Annotated in this window: 9 protein-coding genes; 2 read left to right on the forward strand and 7 right to left on the reverse strand. The window is 64.0% G+C overall.

Translation table 11 applies throughout. The features are described 5' to 3' along the window. Window positions 1–115: 115 nt before the first annotated feature. The 5 genes from ACVWWQ_RS16905 to ACVWWQ_RS16925 form a co-directional block, all read right to left on the reverse strand. Window positions 116–424 (reverse strand): hypothetical protein, encoded by a 309-nt coding sequence (locus ACVWWQ_RS16905; RefSeq protein ID WP_133952460.1) that lies wholly within the window; start codon window positions 422–424, stop codon window positions 116–118. A 54-nt stretch (window positions 425–478) separates the two neighbouring features. After that, window positions 479–934 carry a hypothetical protein gene (locus ACVWWQ_RS16910; RefSeq protein WP_133952458.1) on the reverse strand — a complete coding sequence of 152 codons (456 nt, stop codon included), beginning with the start codon at window positions 932–934 and terminating at the stop codon, window positions 479–481. A gap of 62 nt (window positions 935–996) precedes the next feature. Next, window positions 997–1,509: a hypothetical protein gene (locus ACVWWQ_RS16915; protein ID WP_133952457.1), complete on the reverse strand. Its 513-nt coding sequence runs from the start codon at window positions 1,507–1,509 to the stop codon at window positions 997–999. A gap of 562 nt (window positions 1,510–2,071) precedes the next feature. Continuing rightward, the gene (locus tag ACVWWQ_RS16920; protein WP_133952455.1) at window positions 2,072–2,578 is read right to left on the reverse strand and encodes a hypothetical protein; all 507 of its coding nucleotides are present in this window, start codon (window positions 2,576–2,578) and stop codon (window positions 2,072–2,074) included. A 34-nt stretch (window positions 2,579–2,612) separates the two neighbouring features. Further along, on the reverse strand, window positions 2,613–3,041 hold the full coding sequence (locus ACVWWQ_RS16925) for a hypothetical protein (protein ID WP_133952453.1): 429 nt from the start codon (window positions 3,039–3,041) through the stop codon (window positions 2,613–2,615). 838 nt (window positions 3,042–3,879) lie between these two features. Between ACVWWQ_RS16925 and ACVWWQ_RS16930 the strand changes: the two genes are divergently transcribed. Beyond that, a complete protein-coding gene (locus tag ACVWWQ_RS16930) occupies window positions 3,880–4,875 on the forward strand; it encodes an integron integrase (protein ID WP_133952451.1) in 996 nt (331 codons plus the stop codon). Between the two features lie 30 nt (window positions 4,876–4,905). Here ACVWWQ_RS16930 and ACVWWQ_RS16935 read toward each other — a convergent pair whose 3' ends face one another. After that, the gene (locus ACVWWQ_RS16935; RefSeq protein ID WP_133952450.1) at window positions 4,906–13,539 is read right to left on the reverse strand and encodes a cyclic beta 1-2 glucan synthetase family protein; all 8,634 of its coding nucleotides are present in this window, start codon (window positions 13,537–13,539) and stop codon (window positions 4,906–4,908) included. A 199-nt stretch (window positions 13,540–13,738) separates the two neighbouring features. Between ACVWWQ_RS16935 and ACVWWQ_RS16940 the strand changes: the two genes are divergently transcribed. Then, a complete protein-coding gene (locus ACVWWQ_RS16940) occupies window positions 13,739–14,200 on the forward strand; it encodes a GNAT family N-acetyltransferase (RefSeq protein ID WP_133952448.1) in 462 nt (153 codons plus the stop codon). A gap of 68 nt (window positions 14,201–14,268) precedes the next feature. Here the strand turns inward: ACVWWQ_RS16940 and ACVWWQ_RS16945 are convergent, their stop codons facing one another. After that, window positions 14,269–16,752 (reverse strand): GGDEF and EAL domain-containing protein, encoded by a 2,484-nt coding sequence (locus tag ACVWWQ_RS16945; RefSeq protein ID WP_133952446.1) that lies wholly within the window; start codon window positions 16,750–16,752, stop codon window positions 14,269–14,271. Between the last annotated feature and the right edge of the window lie 81 nt (window positions 16,753–16,833).

The raw sequence follows: 16,833 nt of genomic DNA on the forward strand, positions 1-16,833 counted from the left end.
CGATAGGTCGTTCGTGGGCCTGGATTCGGCATGGTGTGGACTCCTGAAGTGGTAGTTCAGGGTGTCCACTAAAGCGTAGGAACTGTCCCGTCCGCCTTGAACGAAATGTTAGGCGCTATCGCAGCCAAGAAGAAAGAGTAGACAGCGTGTGCTGACGCCTGACGAAGGTGCGATCAATTGCGCGATCCGGCAAGAGTAGCAAGCCAAGGAAGACGACTAACACCACACCAGGGATCAAGGCGGCAGATAGCTTTTCATTAAACGCCGTAGTGGGTACGCCGTTGTAGACAATGGATGCACTCGGGTCCAAGGCGAGAAAGACGAAATACACCAACATCATTCCAGCGCCAAACAGCCCCACCAAGACCCCGAGGCGGAAGAGGCGGCGACGCCGACGCATTTTCTTTAGAAGTCGTATATCCATATGCCTAACGCTGGAGTTAAGCGGCGGCGGTACGCCGTCCGCTTGGACGAGTGGTTAGACGCCAACTACGCGAACAACGGGCGCCTCTTGAGCAGCAACATCAATGATGTGATTGGCACACAGCACTTGGTAGTGCTTGAAAAGTCCCGGATATTCTGTAGAAGCAAAGGTGCCACGCGCGACGAAATCTAGAAATTTGGATTGAGTGTATACGCGAAACGCGAACCCAACCCATTCCTCTTCCTCGTCCCATGTGCAGAAAGACTCGTTCCGGACCGCGTAGCTTATATACAGCGGCCAATGCAGCTCGAAAGTTCGAGACTGTGCCGTGACGTCGATAGGCACGACTCCATCTATGCTACCCGAGCCAACTTGAAGGGATTCTGGCTCACCCGCCGGCAAACCCTCTTGTACGAGGATGAGCAGACCGTTTTCTTCCGGCTCCGAAATACTGGATAGAAAGAGGTACTCGCATCCATCAAGTTGTTCGATCGGCGATTGAGTTGACATTGGCGTCTAACGCTGGAGTTAAGCGGCGGCGTAGCCGTCCGCCTTGAACGAGTGGTTAGGAGTCAGCGCGACTGCAGCCAATTGATGATCTCAGGAATATCGCTTTGCTCCGCCTCCAACAGTAGCCGTGCAGTTTGATGGTTGCCAGTGGCAGCAGCGGTTGCTGCGAGAGCCGAAGTACACAGCGAGGCGTCCCACCCCGGCCGCGCGGCAGCCCCTGCAAGCGCAGGGAGTTGAGCGAGCGCTGCAAAGTAGGCGACGGACAACGACGGGGGAACGGCCGCATTGGCTGAGGCACGTGCTACCTCGATGCTCGCCGGCAATAGGAAATAGCTGACAGATGCGCGGGAAGTGTTGGCAGCTAGCGCGTGGACAATGTGGGGAACTGCCGCAAAAGATGCAGAGTAGATATCGCCTTGGTGGCAGAGCGAACTCCACAACGTGAACCAAGGTTCGTCTTGGTAGGACGCCTCGTCCGGGTAACTCGTGAGTTGACTCAACAGCGCCGGAATATTTGTTGCGGCTCCGTAGGCATGCCGAAGCTCGGACCAAAAAGAACTTTCGAGAGCCAACATCCTGCTTCTGACTCCTAACGCTGGAATTGAGCGGCGGCGAAGCCGTCCGCCTCGAATGATTGGTTAGACCTCACTCTACGTTGAGCGAGACAACTTTGCCATGCGCGACTCGTTTGACGTTGCCGAAATTGGATACGTACGCCGAGCAGGTGCCGCTTGCTTTAACACCGCTGGCAATACCGTCTGGTGCAACACACGAACCTTGGCATTCACTGGAGTCTGAGCAGACCTTGCCGGAGTCAGTAGCCTTGAGGTCGCAGACTTTTGGTTTGCCAGGATATGGAAGACCGAGCGTTGTCCAGTTGCCGCCTCGCGCGGTGCACTCGGCTGCCGTTTGCGGAATTGCTGGCTTTGCGGCGGTTGCGGCCAACCTCGGGCCAGCGCAAGCGCTGACGACGAGAGGGACGATGATCGAGACCAGCACGCGCAGAGGAGTCATGTTGTGAGGTCTAACGCTTGAGTTAAGCGGCGGCGAAGCCGTCCGCCTTGAACGAGATGTTAGGCGACTCGCCCGATAGACATCGTACGATTCTTCTTGCGCTGTTGACCTTGCACAGTTGGGTCAGTCCGCAATGCAGCCGCGAAGAGTGAATATTTCATTTTCGCCTTTCTCTCCAGCGTAGATGCGTGTGAGAGTTATTTCGGGCGTTCGTTCGTGAACAATAGTGATCTTATCCATTGGGTCTTCACCCGCCCCAACCAAAGCCACGTTTCCATGCTGCAAGAGGTCCACCACCATCGACTCTATGAGATTCATATTCCACCAGTCCGAAAAGTTGTAGCGAAAAAGATCGCGATCTTCGCGCAATGGCATGTCGGCGCGTATGGAATCAACCAGTGCTTTTGCAGCGGTAGCGGAATCAGGTATGGACAGCTTGTTGAGGAAGGCGGTCATCGAAGCTTGGCTAATAAATACCACATAGTAAAGATCGGTTCGGTAGTAGAAAGCCGGCCCTGTTGGTTTGCCCTGAAGATGCACAAGGGTGGATTTGACGCTCGGCTTCTCTCCTGGACTACCGCAGACATCTGCAGCAGGTGCTGACCAAGAAGCTAGAACGAGAAGCAACACGAGAAAGATCCGGTTCATAGGGCTAACGCTAGAGTTAAGCGGCGGCGTAGCCGTCCGCCTTGAACGAATTGTTAGGCCGCGGCCAGATACGCGATACACACCATGCGCCCACCACAAGAAAGCCAAGGTAGCTGGATGCCTCCAAGATTGCCATGACCTTAACCTGTGTGGAGAGCGAGCCGGTGTACGTAATGAACTCATTGGCGCGCAACGCGATAACGGGAACTGAGACGACGATCGCAGCCAGCCATGCTTGCTTGCGGAATGCGGCTGCTAGTGGAGCCGAAGCAACGACCGTAGCAGCAAAAGCTCCGACCAGCGCACAGGTAATCATGTCAAGGTAGCTGCGCGGGATCTGGGCGCCGAAGACAAGCGTGCGAGTGAAGTGCTGTGCGTAAGCGCTCGCAGCAAACGCCACAACAATGATTAGTAGAAGGAGAAGCACTCGCGACAGAGCTTTCATAGTGGCCTAACGCTTGAGTTGAGCGGCGGCGGAGCCGTCCGCCTCGAACGAGTGGTTAGAACCCATGCTAGCCGAACCCTTTTTGATGCGCAGCTTGAACCCATGCAGCATCGACCTGACCGTTGAAACCAACAACCGCGTCTACGCTGCACTGAGGACATATTGCAGTTTGCCCAAGCTCCTCGCCGATTGCGTCACACCACTCAGTAATAGCCGACGGTGGGAACTCGGCGAAGCAGTAGTAGCAGACGGCTATTTGGCTGGCGAGGAGCCGGCTTCTATGCATCGAACTGTCGCAAGTTCTGCCCATGGGATCTAACGCTGGAGTTAAGCGGCGGCGTAGCCGTCCGCCTTGAACGAGATGTTAGACGGCAGCACGGTTACCCCGCCGTGTGCGAACACGATAGCGCTGCTTTGAAAGCCCGGCAATGCCGTGAAGCTTGCGGCCTGCGCGCGAAGAACGAGCCGCTGGCGACGAGCGTCACGTTGCAGCGAACCGCGCGCACGACAGAGTATGAAGATGCGACATGCGCCAACGCGCGCAAGACACGACAGACGACCAAGCGCACGAAAGGCAACAACGCAGGCCAGCCTGGAACAGCAAACCGCCGCTTTGCCACGCGAAGCCAAGACGTGAAACGCGCGAAGCACTACGAAGGAAAATGCTCTGCCGCCTAACGCTTAGTAGACCCCATAAGTGAGGTGTTGCACGGAGTATGCAGGGCTGCTCCTGACCGCACAAGCGCGTAATTCCTACATCGAATCATGGGATTGCGCTGCTGCGACGGGCTTGGTGGAAGAGCAAGCTGTCTGCGTTATCCGGCACTTTTGAGGGTGTATGAGTTACGCAGGCAGAGGTGAGGGTGTAACGGGGGCGAAATCGCCGCGATTGCTGGATCAGGTGCGTGCGCGACTTCGGCTCAGGCACTACAGCCTGCGAACGGAGCAGGCATATGTGGGCTGGATCCGTCGGTTTATTCTGGCTATGGGAAAACGTCATCCACGCGAGATGGGTGTGGCGGAGGTTGAGGGTTTCCTCAGTTCACTGGCGACCCACGGCAATGTGGCGGCGGGCACCCAGAACCAGGCGCTGTCGGCGTTGTTGTTTCTGTATCGCGAGGTCTTGTCCATCGATTTGCCATGGATGGAGAGCGTGGTGCGTGCAAAGCGTCCGCAACGGGTGCCGGTGGTGCTTTCGCGCGATGAGGTGAATCGGCTGTTGACGCTGATGAGTGGCCGGTTCGGTCTGATGGCCTCGTTGCTGTACGGATCGGGCATGCGGCTGATGGAATGTGTGCGTCTGCGCGTCAAGGACGTGGATTTCGAGCTCGGCCAGATCTGCGTGCGCGATGGCAAGGGCGGGAAAGATCGCCATGTGCCTTTGCCGCTGCGGTTGCGGGAGCCGCTGCGGGCGCAACTGGAGAGAGTTCGGCTGATTCACCAGCAGGATTTGGCGGCCGGTCTTGGCGCGGTATGGCTACCGCACGCGCTGGCGCGCAAATACCCGTCTGCGGCCCGCGAGGCGGGCTGGCAGTACGTGTTTCCATCTGATCAGCTGTCGCGTGATCCTCTGGGCGGGGAGCGACGTCGCCATCATCTCGACGAAGGCGGCCTGCAGCGCGCGGTGCGCCATGCGCGGCAAAAGGCCGGTATCGTCAAGCCGGCCACCTGCCACACGCTGCGTCATTCCTTCGCCACCCATCTGCTGGAAGCGGGACACGATATCCGGACCATCCAGGAGCTGCTCGGCCACAAGGACGTGGCCACCACGCAGATCTATACCCATGTGCTCAACCGTGGGGGCCACGGCGTGCTGAGCCCGTTGGATCGTTGAGTCGTGCGGGCAGACAGGTTTGCCTGGGGCTCACCCTGCCCTGGGCCAGTTGAGTTCCACCTCATGCGAGAGGCCATCGTCACCCAGCGGAATGCCGCCGTCGGGCTGAACTTCCCCATCCAGCCACACGGCGGGCGCCGTGCCGACGTCGCTTTGCCGCAGGTCGATCCGATACAGCGTATCGCGATGGCGATACGCCATCCGGAAGCCGTCCCAGTCCGTCGGCAGTACCGGCGCGAAACGCAGCTTGCCGGACTCGAGTTTCAGGCCGAGCAGGGATTCGACGATCAGGCGGTACATCCAGCCGGCCGAGCCGGTATACCAGCTCCAGCCGCCGCGACCGATGTGCGGCTCCACGGCGTAGACGTCGGCGCTGACCACGTAGGGTTCGACCTTGTAGACGTCCATTTGCGCCGCGTCGATGCCATGGTTGACCGGGTTGATCATGTGCAGCAGTTCCCACGCGCGGGCGCTGTCGCCGAGTTCGGCGAAGGCCATCGTGGCCCAGATCGCGGCATGCGTGTATTGACCACCGTTTTCGCGCACGCCCGGGACGTAGCCCTTGATGTAACCGGGGTCGACCGCGGATTTGTCGAAGGGCGGATCCAGCAGCTGGACCAGGCCGGCATCCCGTCGCACCAGGTGCTGATCGAGCGATTCCATCGCCTGCAGCCGTCGCTGTTCCGGTGCCATGCCGGACAGCACCGACCAGCTTTGCGCAATCGAGTCGATGCGACATTCCTCGCTGCCGGCCGAACCCAGCGGCGTGCCGTCGTCGAAATACGCACGCCGATACCAGGCGCCGTCCCAGCCGTGCTGTTCCAGCGCCAGGTGCAACTGGGTGACTTCGTTGTCGCAGCGCTGGGCGAATGCTTCGTCGCCGTGCAGTCGCGCCACTTCGGCGAAGCGGGTCAGCACTTCGCCGGAAAAGAAGCCCAGCCAGATGCTTTCGCCGCGACCGGCTTCACCGACGCGATTCATGCCGTCATTCCAGTCGCCGCCGCCGATCAACGGCAGGCCATGCACGCCACGCTGGCCCAGGCTGTGGTTGATCGCGCGCACGCCATGCTGGTACAGCGTTTCGCGCAGGCTGGAGGGTTGCGGCAGGTCGTAATACGACTCTTCACCCGGCTGCAGCGGACGGCCGTCGAGGTAGCCGACGGGTTCGTCCAGCACGCCGCGGTCACCGCTGGCCAGTACGTAGCGGGCGGTGGCCAGCGGCAGCCACAGGTAATCGTCCGAACAGGTGGTGCGCACGCCGCGATCCAGCGGTGGATGCCACCAGTGCTGCACGTCGCCTTCCACAAACTGGTGGGCGGCACACAGCAACAGTTGCGCGCGCGACAGTTCCGGGGCCGCATGCAGGGTGGCCATCGAGTCCTGCAACTGGTCGCGGAAGCCGAAGGCGCCGCCGGACTGGTAATAACCGCTGCGCGCCCAGATGCGACAGGCGATGGTCTGGTACAGCAGCCAGCCATTGGCGAGCACATCCAGCGCCGGCTCCGGCGTGTGCACCTGCACGGCGCCCAGCGTGCGTGCCCAGTGTGTGCGTACCCTGGCCAGCGTCTCGACCGCGCTGCCCATGCCACGGAAGCGCTGGACCAGGGTGCTGGCGTCGGCGGCGTCGCGGCCCAGGCCCAGGCGGAAGATCAGCTGCCGCTCGGCACCGTCTTCCAGGGTCAGATGCGACTGCAAGGCGGCACAGGGGTCCAGTCCCGCGCCCAGGCGCCCTGACAGATGGGCGCGGCCCAGCCCGGCCGGGGCATGCATGCTGCCGTTGCGTCCCAGGAATTCGCTGCGGTCGCCATCGATGCTGCGCGCATCGTCGTCCACATCGAAGAAGGCCACGCGACCGGGGAACTCGGTGTTGTAGGCGTTGCGCGCGAACACCGCGCCGCTGGCCGGGTCCGACTCGGTGACCACGTGCATCGCGGTTTTTTCGCGAAGGTCGCCGAGCAACCATTCGACATAGGCGGTGACGCTGAGGCGGCGCGATCGAGCAGAGGTATTGCGCAGCTTCAGCACCGAGAATTTCACCGAGGCGTCCAGCGCCACGTAGATCCACAACTCGGAGTGGATGCCGTCTTCCACATGTTCGAACACGCTGTAGCCGAAGCCATGGCGGGTGACGTAGGTGCCGCTGCCGCGTCGTGGCAGCGGCGTGGGTGACCAGACCTCGCCGGTTTCTTCATCACGCAGATACAGTGCCTCGCCGCCGCCGTCGCTGACCGGGTCGTTGTGCCACGGGGTGAGCCGGAATTCATGGGCGTTTTCGGCCCAGCTGTAGGCACTGCCGCTTTCGGAAATCACGGTGCCGAAATGCGGGTTGGCCAGCACGTTGCTCCACGGCGCGGGGGTGGTCTGGCCCGCGCGCTGCACGATGACGTATTCGCGGCCATCGGGGCTGAAGCCGCCGTGCGGGTTGGCCAGTTGCAGTGGCGGCCGCGCCTGGTGATCCACGGTCGAGGCGGGTGCAGCGCCGGGTGCGGGACGCGACGGCTCCAGCCGCGGCGCATGCAATTCGGGCTGGCGCCGCCCGATCTGCTCGGCCAGGCTGCCTCGCCCGTCGCTGAGAATCAGCCGTGCACTGGCCAGCATCACCACGCGGTCTTCGCCGGACAGTTGCTGCGAGGGCCGCACGAAAATGCCACCGGGTCGATCAAGCAGGCTGGCCTCGCTGCCGGAGGCAATCAGGCCCATGATCTGGTCCTGCAGCTCCTGCCGGTAGCCGGCGCGATCCTCGTTCCAGATCACCAGGTCCACGGCCAGGCCCTTGAGGCGCCAATACGCGTGGGCTTGCACCAGCTGGCGCACCAGTTCGATCCGCGACTGGCTGGCGATCTGCAGCAGCACGATCGGCAGGTCGCCGGAAATCGATTGCCCCCACAACCCGGATTGCCCGCGGCGGTTCGCGCGAAGCACGGCGGACTGGGCGCGCAGGCTGGCATTGGGGTACAGGATGCTGGTGGCCATGTGTTCGTACAGCTGCGCATCGGCGAGGCTGGCATTGAGTTGGCGCAGCAGGACCTGGCTATGGGTCCAGGCCAGGTCGAACACGCGATCGGCCAGATGGCGGTCGCGGTACTTGCCGATCAGCTGGACGCACGCGTCGCGCTGCTCGGCGATGCCGCTGACGAAGTCGATGGTGGCGGTCTGATCGGGATCCAGCGTGATGCGGCAGCGGATGGCCATCACCGGATCAAGCACCGAGCCGTCGCTGTTGGACAGTTGCGCCTGCCCGGCGTCGAGTACTTGGGGGTTGGCGGTGCTGCGGCCACGTCCAATGAAGCGGGCACGATCGGTTTCGTAGGAGATCTCGTCGATCTCGGCGTCGTGCACCGCCAGCAGATGGAACATCCATGGCATGTGCTCGCCGGCGGCGCGGGGCCGGCGCGTGCACACGATCGCCTGCAGTTCGGGCACCAGCTCGGTCTGCACGAACAACTTGCTGAAGGCCGGGTGCAACGCATCGGCGATCGGCGGGGCCAGCACCACCTCGGCGTAACTGGTCAGTTCGATGGTGCGGCGGGTGCGTCCGCGGTTGGTCAAATGGGTGCGACGCAGCTCGATGTCGTCCTCGGGCGACACCACGATTTCGGTGTGCGCGTCGAACTCGTTTTCGCGCACGCGAAACTCGGCGCGGGCCTCGGAGAAAATGGCCTCGAACAAGTCGGTCTTGCGGCAGGTGGGCTGATAGGCGGTGGACCAGCACGCGTTGCTGGCCACTTCGCGCAGGTAACAGAACGTGCCCCAGTTGTCCCGGGTGATGTCTTCGTGCCAGCGCGTCAGCGCCAGTTCGCCGCGCCGGCTGTATCCGCCGCCACCGCTGCTGAGCATGAGGTGGTAGCGGCCATTGGACAGCAGCTGCACGGCCGGCAGCGCACGATCCGGGTCGGTGAATACGCGCAGACGGGCTTCGGCACGGATCCCGCCGTCGCGCTCGGGGAAACCGGTGGCGTGCAGGTATTCGGCCGCGGTTTTCGGCACGCGCTCCTGCAGCAGCAGGCTGCTGGCCTGGAACTGCGGGTGCGACTCGAAGCGTCGCTGCATCGGCCGGTCACGCAGGGCGTAGTCCAGCGCCAGCAAGGTCATGCCCTGGTGATGGGCCATGAACTGGCGCACCACCGCGGCGGGTTGTCCCACCGGCAACCGGGCCGGGGTGTAGTCGATCGCTTCGTACAGGCCGTAACGACCCTGCGCGCCCACCTCGGCCAGCCGTTGCAGGTTCCGGGTGGCCGCCGCGGGCGCCACCATCAGCGCCAATGCGCTGGCATACGGTGCAATCACCACGTCATCGCCCAGCCCGCGCTTCAGGCCCAGACCGGGTACGCCGAAGGCGCGGTACTGGTAGGTGAAGTGCGCGTCCAGCGTGTTGTAGCCGGACTCCGACACGCCCCAGGGAACGCCGAGCTGGTTGCCGTATTCGATCTGCCGCGCCACGGCGGCGCGACAGGTCTGGTCCAGCAGGGTGCCTTCGAAGCCGGGCATGACCAGCGTGGGCATCAGGTACTCGAACATCGAACCGGTCCAGGACAGCAACACCGGTTCGCCGCCCACGGTGGTCAGCAACCGTCCCAGCGCGAACCAGTTGTCCTTCGGGAGCTGGCCCTGGGCGATGGCGACGAAACTGGCCAGCCGCGCTTCGGAGGCGAGCAGGTCGTAATAGCTGGCATCCAGCCGGTGCTGGTCGACGTTGTAGCCGATCGCCAGCAGGTCGCGCGTGCTGTCGTACAGGAAACGGTAATCCATCTGCGCCAGCTCGACCGCCAGATGCGCCAGCTGCTCGATCAGGGCAATGCGCGATGAAGCGCGCTCGCGGACGCCCTCCGCGTTGGCTCCATCGGGCCAGCACAATGGCTCGACCCGGGCCAGTTGCTGCAAGGTGGGTATGCCGCTGAAGCCCACCACTTCGTCCGCCGGCGGGTCGAGGTTGAATTGCACGGCGTCGGCATGCAGTTCGCTGGCCTGGTCGCGCAGCATGTCCAGCCAGAAGCGGGCGTCGCTTTCTGCGGGTGGCTCCAGTGTCGTCGCCAGGGCATGGGTCATCTGCCGGATCTGATCCAGCAGGATGACCACGGCGCCGGTGGTTGCCGGTGGAGCTTCGATGGCGTCGGTGAGGATGTGCTGCAGCGGTGCCAGTTGGTCTTCCGCCTCGGCTTCGCTTGCATCGTGCAGCAGCTCCAGCGTGTCGAGCAGCCCCTGCAGGAGTTCCGGGCTGAAAACCGGCGCGTCGATCAATTCCAGCAGCCCCGGGCTCAGGGTCAGCAGATGGCCGGCCAGGTTGCCACTGTCCACCGCCGATACATACAGCGGGGCCAGCGGCTGCAGCGTCTGCGTGTCGTACCAGTTGTAGAAGTGGCCACGATGGCGCGACAGGCGCTGCATGCTGGCCAGCGTCAGTCGGGTGCGTTCCAGCAGTCGGCCGGTGCCCAGAAAGCCGAAATCGTGCGCGGCCAGACCGGCCAGCAAGGCCATGCCGATATTCGTCGGCGAAGTGCGATGGGCTATCACCGGGCCGGGCTGTTCCTGCAGGTTGTCCGGCGCCAGCCAGTGATCTTCGGCGTTGACGTGCACATCGAAGAACGCCCAGGTCTGCCGCGCCAGGGTGCGCAGGAAGCGTCGCTGCTGGGCGTCCGGCACAAAAGCGTCTTCCTTGCGCGGCTGGCTGATCCACCACGCCAGCGCGGGCGACGCCAGCCACAACAGCAGCAGCGGCGCGGCCAGCCACAACACCATCGGTCGCTGCAGCGCCAGCACCACGATCATCACAGTAGCCAGCGCCGGGCCGATCCACATCAAGCGCCACATCGCCGATGCGGCATTGCTGCTGCGCTTTTCCACGTCGCTGGAGGTCTGCCACTGCAACAGGTAGCGGCGGCTGACCGCCATCCGCCACAGCGTGCGGACGATCGCGTCCAGGTGGTATTGCGCCTCATGCGGCAGCCAGGCGAGGCCGAGCCCCATGCGCGCGAAGTGCAGCATGCCGTCATGCAGGCCGGCGCGCAGGTGCTGGTCCAGCTCGACGTCGCGCGGCTTCTGCACCAGGTCCAGCATGGCCGAAAGCACCGGCGGCACCAGGACCATCGCCAGCACCGCCAGCGTCCACGACAGCACCGGCGACATGACCAGCCAGCCGACCAGCAGCAGCACCAGTAGCGACGCGGGCACCAGCGAGCGGCGCAGGTTGTCGAGGATCTTCCAGCGCGACAACGCGGTGAGTGCATTGCGGCGCCAGCCGTCACGCGCGGTCGGAGCCCATGGCAGCAGCCACGGCAGCAATTGCCAGTCGCCACGAATCCAGCGATGGCGACGCTTGACGTCGGCGCTGTAGCGCGAGGGGTAGGCTTCGAACAATTGCGCGTCGCTGAGCAGCCCCGAGCGCGCATGACAGCCTTCGACCAGGTCGTGACTGAGGATGCGGTTTTCCGGGAAGCGGCCATCCAGCGTGCGTTCGAAGGCATCCACGGCATAAATGCCCTTGCCGATGAACGAACCTTCGCCGAACACATCCTGATAGACGTCCGACACCATCTGCGTATACGGATCGATGCCGGCATCGCTGCCATACAGTTGGGCATAGCGCGAGCGGGCGGTGCTGGGCAGGCTGATGCCGACGCGCGGCTGCAGGATCGCGTAGCCGCTGACCACCCGACGCAACGCGGGGTCGTACACGGCGCGGTTGAGCGGATGGTCGATGGTGCCGACGAAGGCCTGCGCCGAATCGCGCGGCAGCTCGGTGTCGGTATCCAGGGTGATCACGTAGCGCACCCGCGGCAGGGTGGCGATGTCGCCCACGATCAGCATGAACGCGGCGCTGTCGCCAGCGCGCAACAGCGCATTCAGATCGGCCAGCTTGCCGCGTTTGCGTTCGTGGCCCATCCAGCATTGCTCGGCGGGGTTCCAGCGGCGCGGGCGGTGAAACAGGAAGAAGCGATCGGCCGCGGCGCTGGCGTAGCGGTCGTTGAGTGCCTCGATACGTCGCTGGGCCAGTCGCAACAGGTCCTCGTCGCCCGGAAGCGTCTCGCTGTCGGCATCGGCGAAGTCGGTAAGCAGGGCAAAGTGCAGGTGTTCGTCGCGATTGCCGAGGAAACGCACTTCCAGTGCCTCGACCAGTTCCTCCACGTCCTGCTCGCTGGCGAACAGCGTGGGAATGGCGACCAGCGTGCGTGCCTGCGCGGGGATCCCGCGCGAATAGTCCATGCGCGGCAACTGCTGTGGCGCGATGGACAACGTGGCAAGCCAGTTGAGCAGGCTCATGCCGAGCTGGCTGGCCAGGATCGTCGAAGGAATGGCGATGGCCACCACCGCCCACCACGGCAACGCATCATGGGCGGCGGCCGCCACCAGCGGCTGGGTGAAGCCGAAGGTGAGCACGGCCAGCACGCCGAGGTAGATCGGCAGCGGCGCACGGTCGAACGCACGGCGCAAGGCCATGCCCAGTCGCGGGCGGATGCCCAGTTTGTGCTCCAGCTCAACCCGACCATCGCCGACCAGGAAGTAGCCGACATGTTGCGCCAGCGCGTTGTCGCCGAAGGTGGCGGACGCACTCAGTGCGATCGCCGCCTCCGCCACGGCCAACTCGGTCAGCTTGTGGTGGCGTGCGATGTATTCCACCACGTGGCGGTAGCGGTCGCGGGTCGCGAAATCCATCGCGGCATAGGTGCCGGCCGGGTCGCCGCGCAGGCAGTGCTCGACCAGGCTGCATTGTTCGGTGAAGTCGCGCCAGTCGATCGCCGCCAGCGTGCGCAGGCTGCCGATGCTGTTGCTGATGGTGACCTGATTGGTGGCCTGCTGCTGAGCCTCCACCTGGACCAGGTGTTCAATGCTCTGCCCGGACAAGGCCAGACGCTGCTCGATCCAGCTCAGCGGCAGCGCCAGCGCGGGGCTCTGGCCTTGCAGCCGGCGCGCCATCTCGGCCACGAACGGGCCGTTCATCGGCGGATCGGAGCGCGCCATGTCGGCGACCACGAGCACCACCGAGTTCGGGTCACGCTCGGTCGTGGCGATCAGGCTGTCGGCCCAGCGTGCCGCCCGGCCCCGGTAGCGCCAGTCCGCCATCACCCGGGCGGCCACCCGGCGCAGGTTTTCGATCAGCGCCAGCCGCAGCATGATCGGAATGGCCCACAGCTCGCCCAGCTTCAGCGGCGATACTTCCTGATAAGCCTGAATGAACGGCTGCAGGCTGTGCGCATCGACCCGTCCGTCACCGTGCGAAATGACTTCCAGCGCGATGTCGTAAACACGTGGCAGGCCCGCCGACGGCCCCTGCGCCAGCCGCGACAGCTCGCGGCTGTAGCCCTTGGGCAGATGTCGCCGGGCGATCCGGATCTGTTCCTCGATCAGGTAGAAGTTGTCCAGCAGCCACTCGCCCGCCGGGGTGATTCGCAGTCGCTTGCGGGTCGCGTGGGTCAGGCGCTCGCAGGTATGCGCCAGCACCGCCTCGTTGTCGGCCAGGCGGGCCAGCAACAAATCCGAATTCCGGTGCATGCTCAGCCGGTGCTGGCCGGCAAGCACCCGCCCGTGCCGCTCCATCTGCTCGGCGCTGAACAATTCGGCGCGCAGTGCCGGCTCCTGTTCCGGCCGGGTCCGAGCGGCGGCACGTCGTCGCCGGAACGCGTTCAACCGGCGCAACTTCAGCAGGTCGAGGAAATTGCCAATGTTCAAACGAGAATGTCCTTGTGGCTTGCCGGTGGGCGATGGCAGGCACCACCGTGGGGATCGAACGTGAAGATCGGGCCGGCCGGGCATGGCAGGCTGGCGTTGAGCTGCTCAGGCGCCGCCTGCCTCGGCGAACAAGCTACGCGTCCGCATGTGAAGGACATGCACGCTACGATGGCGGCCCTGACCGACCGGAGTGTGAGCCGTGCCCTTGCAGATTCGTGCCGCCGTGCCCGCCGACCTTGCCGCCCTGATTCAGTGGAATGCGGCGATGGCCTGGGAAACCGAACAGAAGAAGCTTGATCCGGCGATCCTGGCGCGCGGTATCAGCGGCGTGTTCGAGGAACCCCGGCGCGGGTTTTATCTGGTGGCTGAACATGAGGGCGAGGCGGTCGGCAGCCTGCTGGTGACGCGCGAGTGGAGCGACTGGCGTGCCGGCGACTTCTGGTGGATCCAGAGTGTCTATGTGGTGCCGTCGGCCCGTCGCGGCGGCGTTTTCCGCGCGTTGTACGCCGAGGTGGAGCGCCGCGCCCTCGTCGCTGGCGCGGTCGGCTTGCGGCTGTACGTGGAAACGGAAAACCGGCGCGCCCAGGCGACCTACACCGATCTGGGCATGCAGCGCTGCCATTACTTCATGTACGAGATGCCGTTGCCGGCTGCTTCGTAGGGCAGGCACGGCCCGCCGGCTTTCGCTCTTGGGGCGCGAGGGGACGTGAGCGGCGGACGGTGTCCGCCCTACGGTCTGTGCGCGGACCCGCCCAGCAGCTGCTGGAAGTCGGCGGCCGGCATCGGCATGCCATACAGAAAGCCCTGCAGCTGCGAGCAGCCGGCATGGCGCAGGAAACTGCCCTGCTCGTGCGTTTCCACGCCTTCGGCGATCACTTCCTTGTTGAGGCCGCGCGCCATCGCGATGATCGCGCTGGTGATGGTGGCGGTGTCGCGATCGCCGATGATGTCGCGCACGAACACCCGGTCGATCTTCAGTGCGTCGATCGGAAAATGTTTCAGATAGGACAGGCTGCAATAGCCGGTGCCGAAATCGTCCAGGGACAGACGCACGCCGCGACGCTTGATTTGTTGCAGCAACCGGGTGGTGGCTTCGCCGCCGGACATCACCATGCGTTCGGTCAGTTCCAGTTCCAGCAGGTGCGGCTCGAGTTGGCTTTCCGCCAGCACGTCGTCCAGCCAGTTGTAGAAATCCGCGTGCTGGAACTGTCGCGGCGACACGTTCACCGAAATCGGGATCTCGTATCCGGCCTGTTGCCACAAGCGTGCCTGCCGACAGGCTTGACGCAGCACCCAGGCACCGATCGCCAGGATTTGTCCGGAATCCTCCGCCACGGGAATGAACTGATCCGGGGAATACACGTCGCGTCCGTTGACTTGCCAGCGCAGCAAGGCCTCGGCACCGGCGATGCGCCCGCTGTCGGCGTCCACTTTCGGCTGATAGTGCAGTTTCAGCTCGCTGCGCGACAGCGCTTCGCGCAAGCCGGCTTCGATTTGCCGCTGCGCGCGCGCCCGCTCGCTCATCGAGGCGGTGAAGAAGCGGTAGCCGTGCTGGCCCTGGGCCTTGGCTGCCACCAGCGCGGTTTCCGCGTGCTGCAGCAGTTCTTCGGCGCTGGTGGCGTCGTCCGGATAGACGCTGATGCCAATGCTGAGATGCAGCGACAGCCCAGGCAGCCCGGCGATGCGGGTCTGCTCGCCGTAAGTGATCAGATCCTGGCACAGGCCGGCTGCTTCGCCGGCGCTGTCCACGTGCGGCAGCACCACGATGAACTCGTCGCCGCCGTAACGACTGAGCAATCCATCCCCGGGCAGACACCGCTGCAGCTGGCTGGCAAACGAGCGCAAGGCCTGGTCGCCGGCGGTGTGGCCGACCATTTCGTTGATCTGCTTGAAATTGTCGATGTCGATGTAGATCACGGCCGCGCGTTGCCGGCGCCGGCGGGCGGTTTCGATGGCGCGGTTGATCTGGCCGGGCAGCTGGCTGCGGTTGGGCAGGCCGGTCAAGCTGTCGTGCTGGGTCAGGTGGATCATCTTCAGTGCCAGCGCGCGGTTTTCGCTGACGTCGTGGAACACCAGCACGCCGCCGATCACGTTGCCCGCGTGATCGTGGATCGGCGCCGAGGAGTCTTCCACCGGCGTGTCGAATCCATGGCGATGACGAAGCAGCGTCTTGCCCGCCAGATCGATGATGGCATTCCGCTCGATCGCCGAGCGCAGCGGATTGGCCACCGCCTGACCGTCTTGCGCGTCAAACAGCTGGAAGATTTCCTCGATCGGCCGACCGCTGGCCTCGGCATTGCTCCAGCCGGTCATCGCCTCGGCGATCGGGTTGAGCGAGGTGATGCGGACTTCGGGATCGGTGGTGATCACCGCATCCCCGATCGAGCGCAGGGTGACCTCGGCCAGTTCGCGCTCGCGGTGCAGCGCCTCCTCGAACGCCTTGCGCTGGCTGATGTCCTGCACCTGTGAAACGAAATACAGCGGCGCACCCATCGCGTCGCGCACCAGCGACACGCTGAGCAGGATGTGCACCACGTGACCGTGCTTGTGGAAGTTGCGCTTCTCCAGCTGATACGAATCGCGCTCGCCGGTCAGCAGCTGGGCCATCAGCGCGTCATCGATGGCGGCGTCCTCGGGATGGGTCAGCCGACCGATGTCCTGCTGCAGCAATTCCTGCTCCGAATAGCCCAGCATCTGGCAGACCGCCGCATTGACCCGCAGGAACTGGCCGTCCGGGTGGGTCAGGGCCATGCCGATCGCGGCATGCTGGAACGCGCTGAAAAAGCGCTGCTCGCTTTCGTGCAATTGCAATTCCAGGGTGCGCCGCTCGGTGATGTCGGTCAGCGCGGTGAAGATCCCGCAGACACAACCGTCGTCATCGAAGTCGGGCTGGAAATTGGCATGCGCATAGCGTCGCTCATTGCCGTCGAACAGTTCGCCCTCGTAGCTGGACGCCGCCCCGGCGTAAGCCTGGTCCAGCGCCGATCGGGCCAGCTGGTGGTTGCGTTCGCCGACCACGTCGAGCAGGCGCTGGCCGATCAGCCGCTCCGGATCCAGGCCCAGCCAGCTGCGATGGGTTTCATTGGCGTAGCGGAAGCGTTGCTCGTGATCGAGATAGGCCAGCAGCACCGGCGTGCCGCGCAGCACTTTTTCCGCCCAGTCCGGGCGATTGGCAAGCGAAGGCAACACCTCGGCTGGCTTGTGCGAACGCATGGTCCTTCCGTCAGCGTGGCGCCCCCTGTGGCGCCCGATCATCATGCGCCCAGTGCCGACGTTTGCCCAGTCGGCACGGAC

The sequence above is a fragment of the Rhodanobacter sp. TND4EL1 genome, assembly GCF_054061035.1.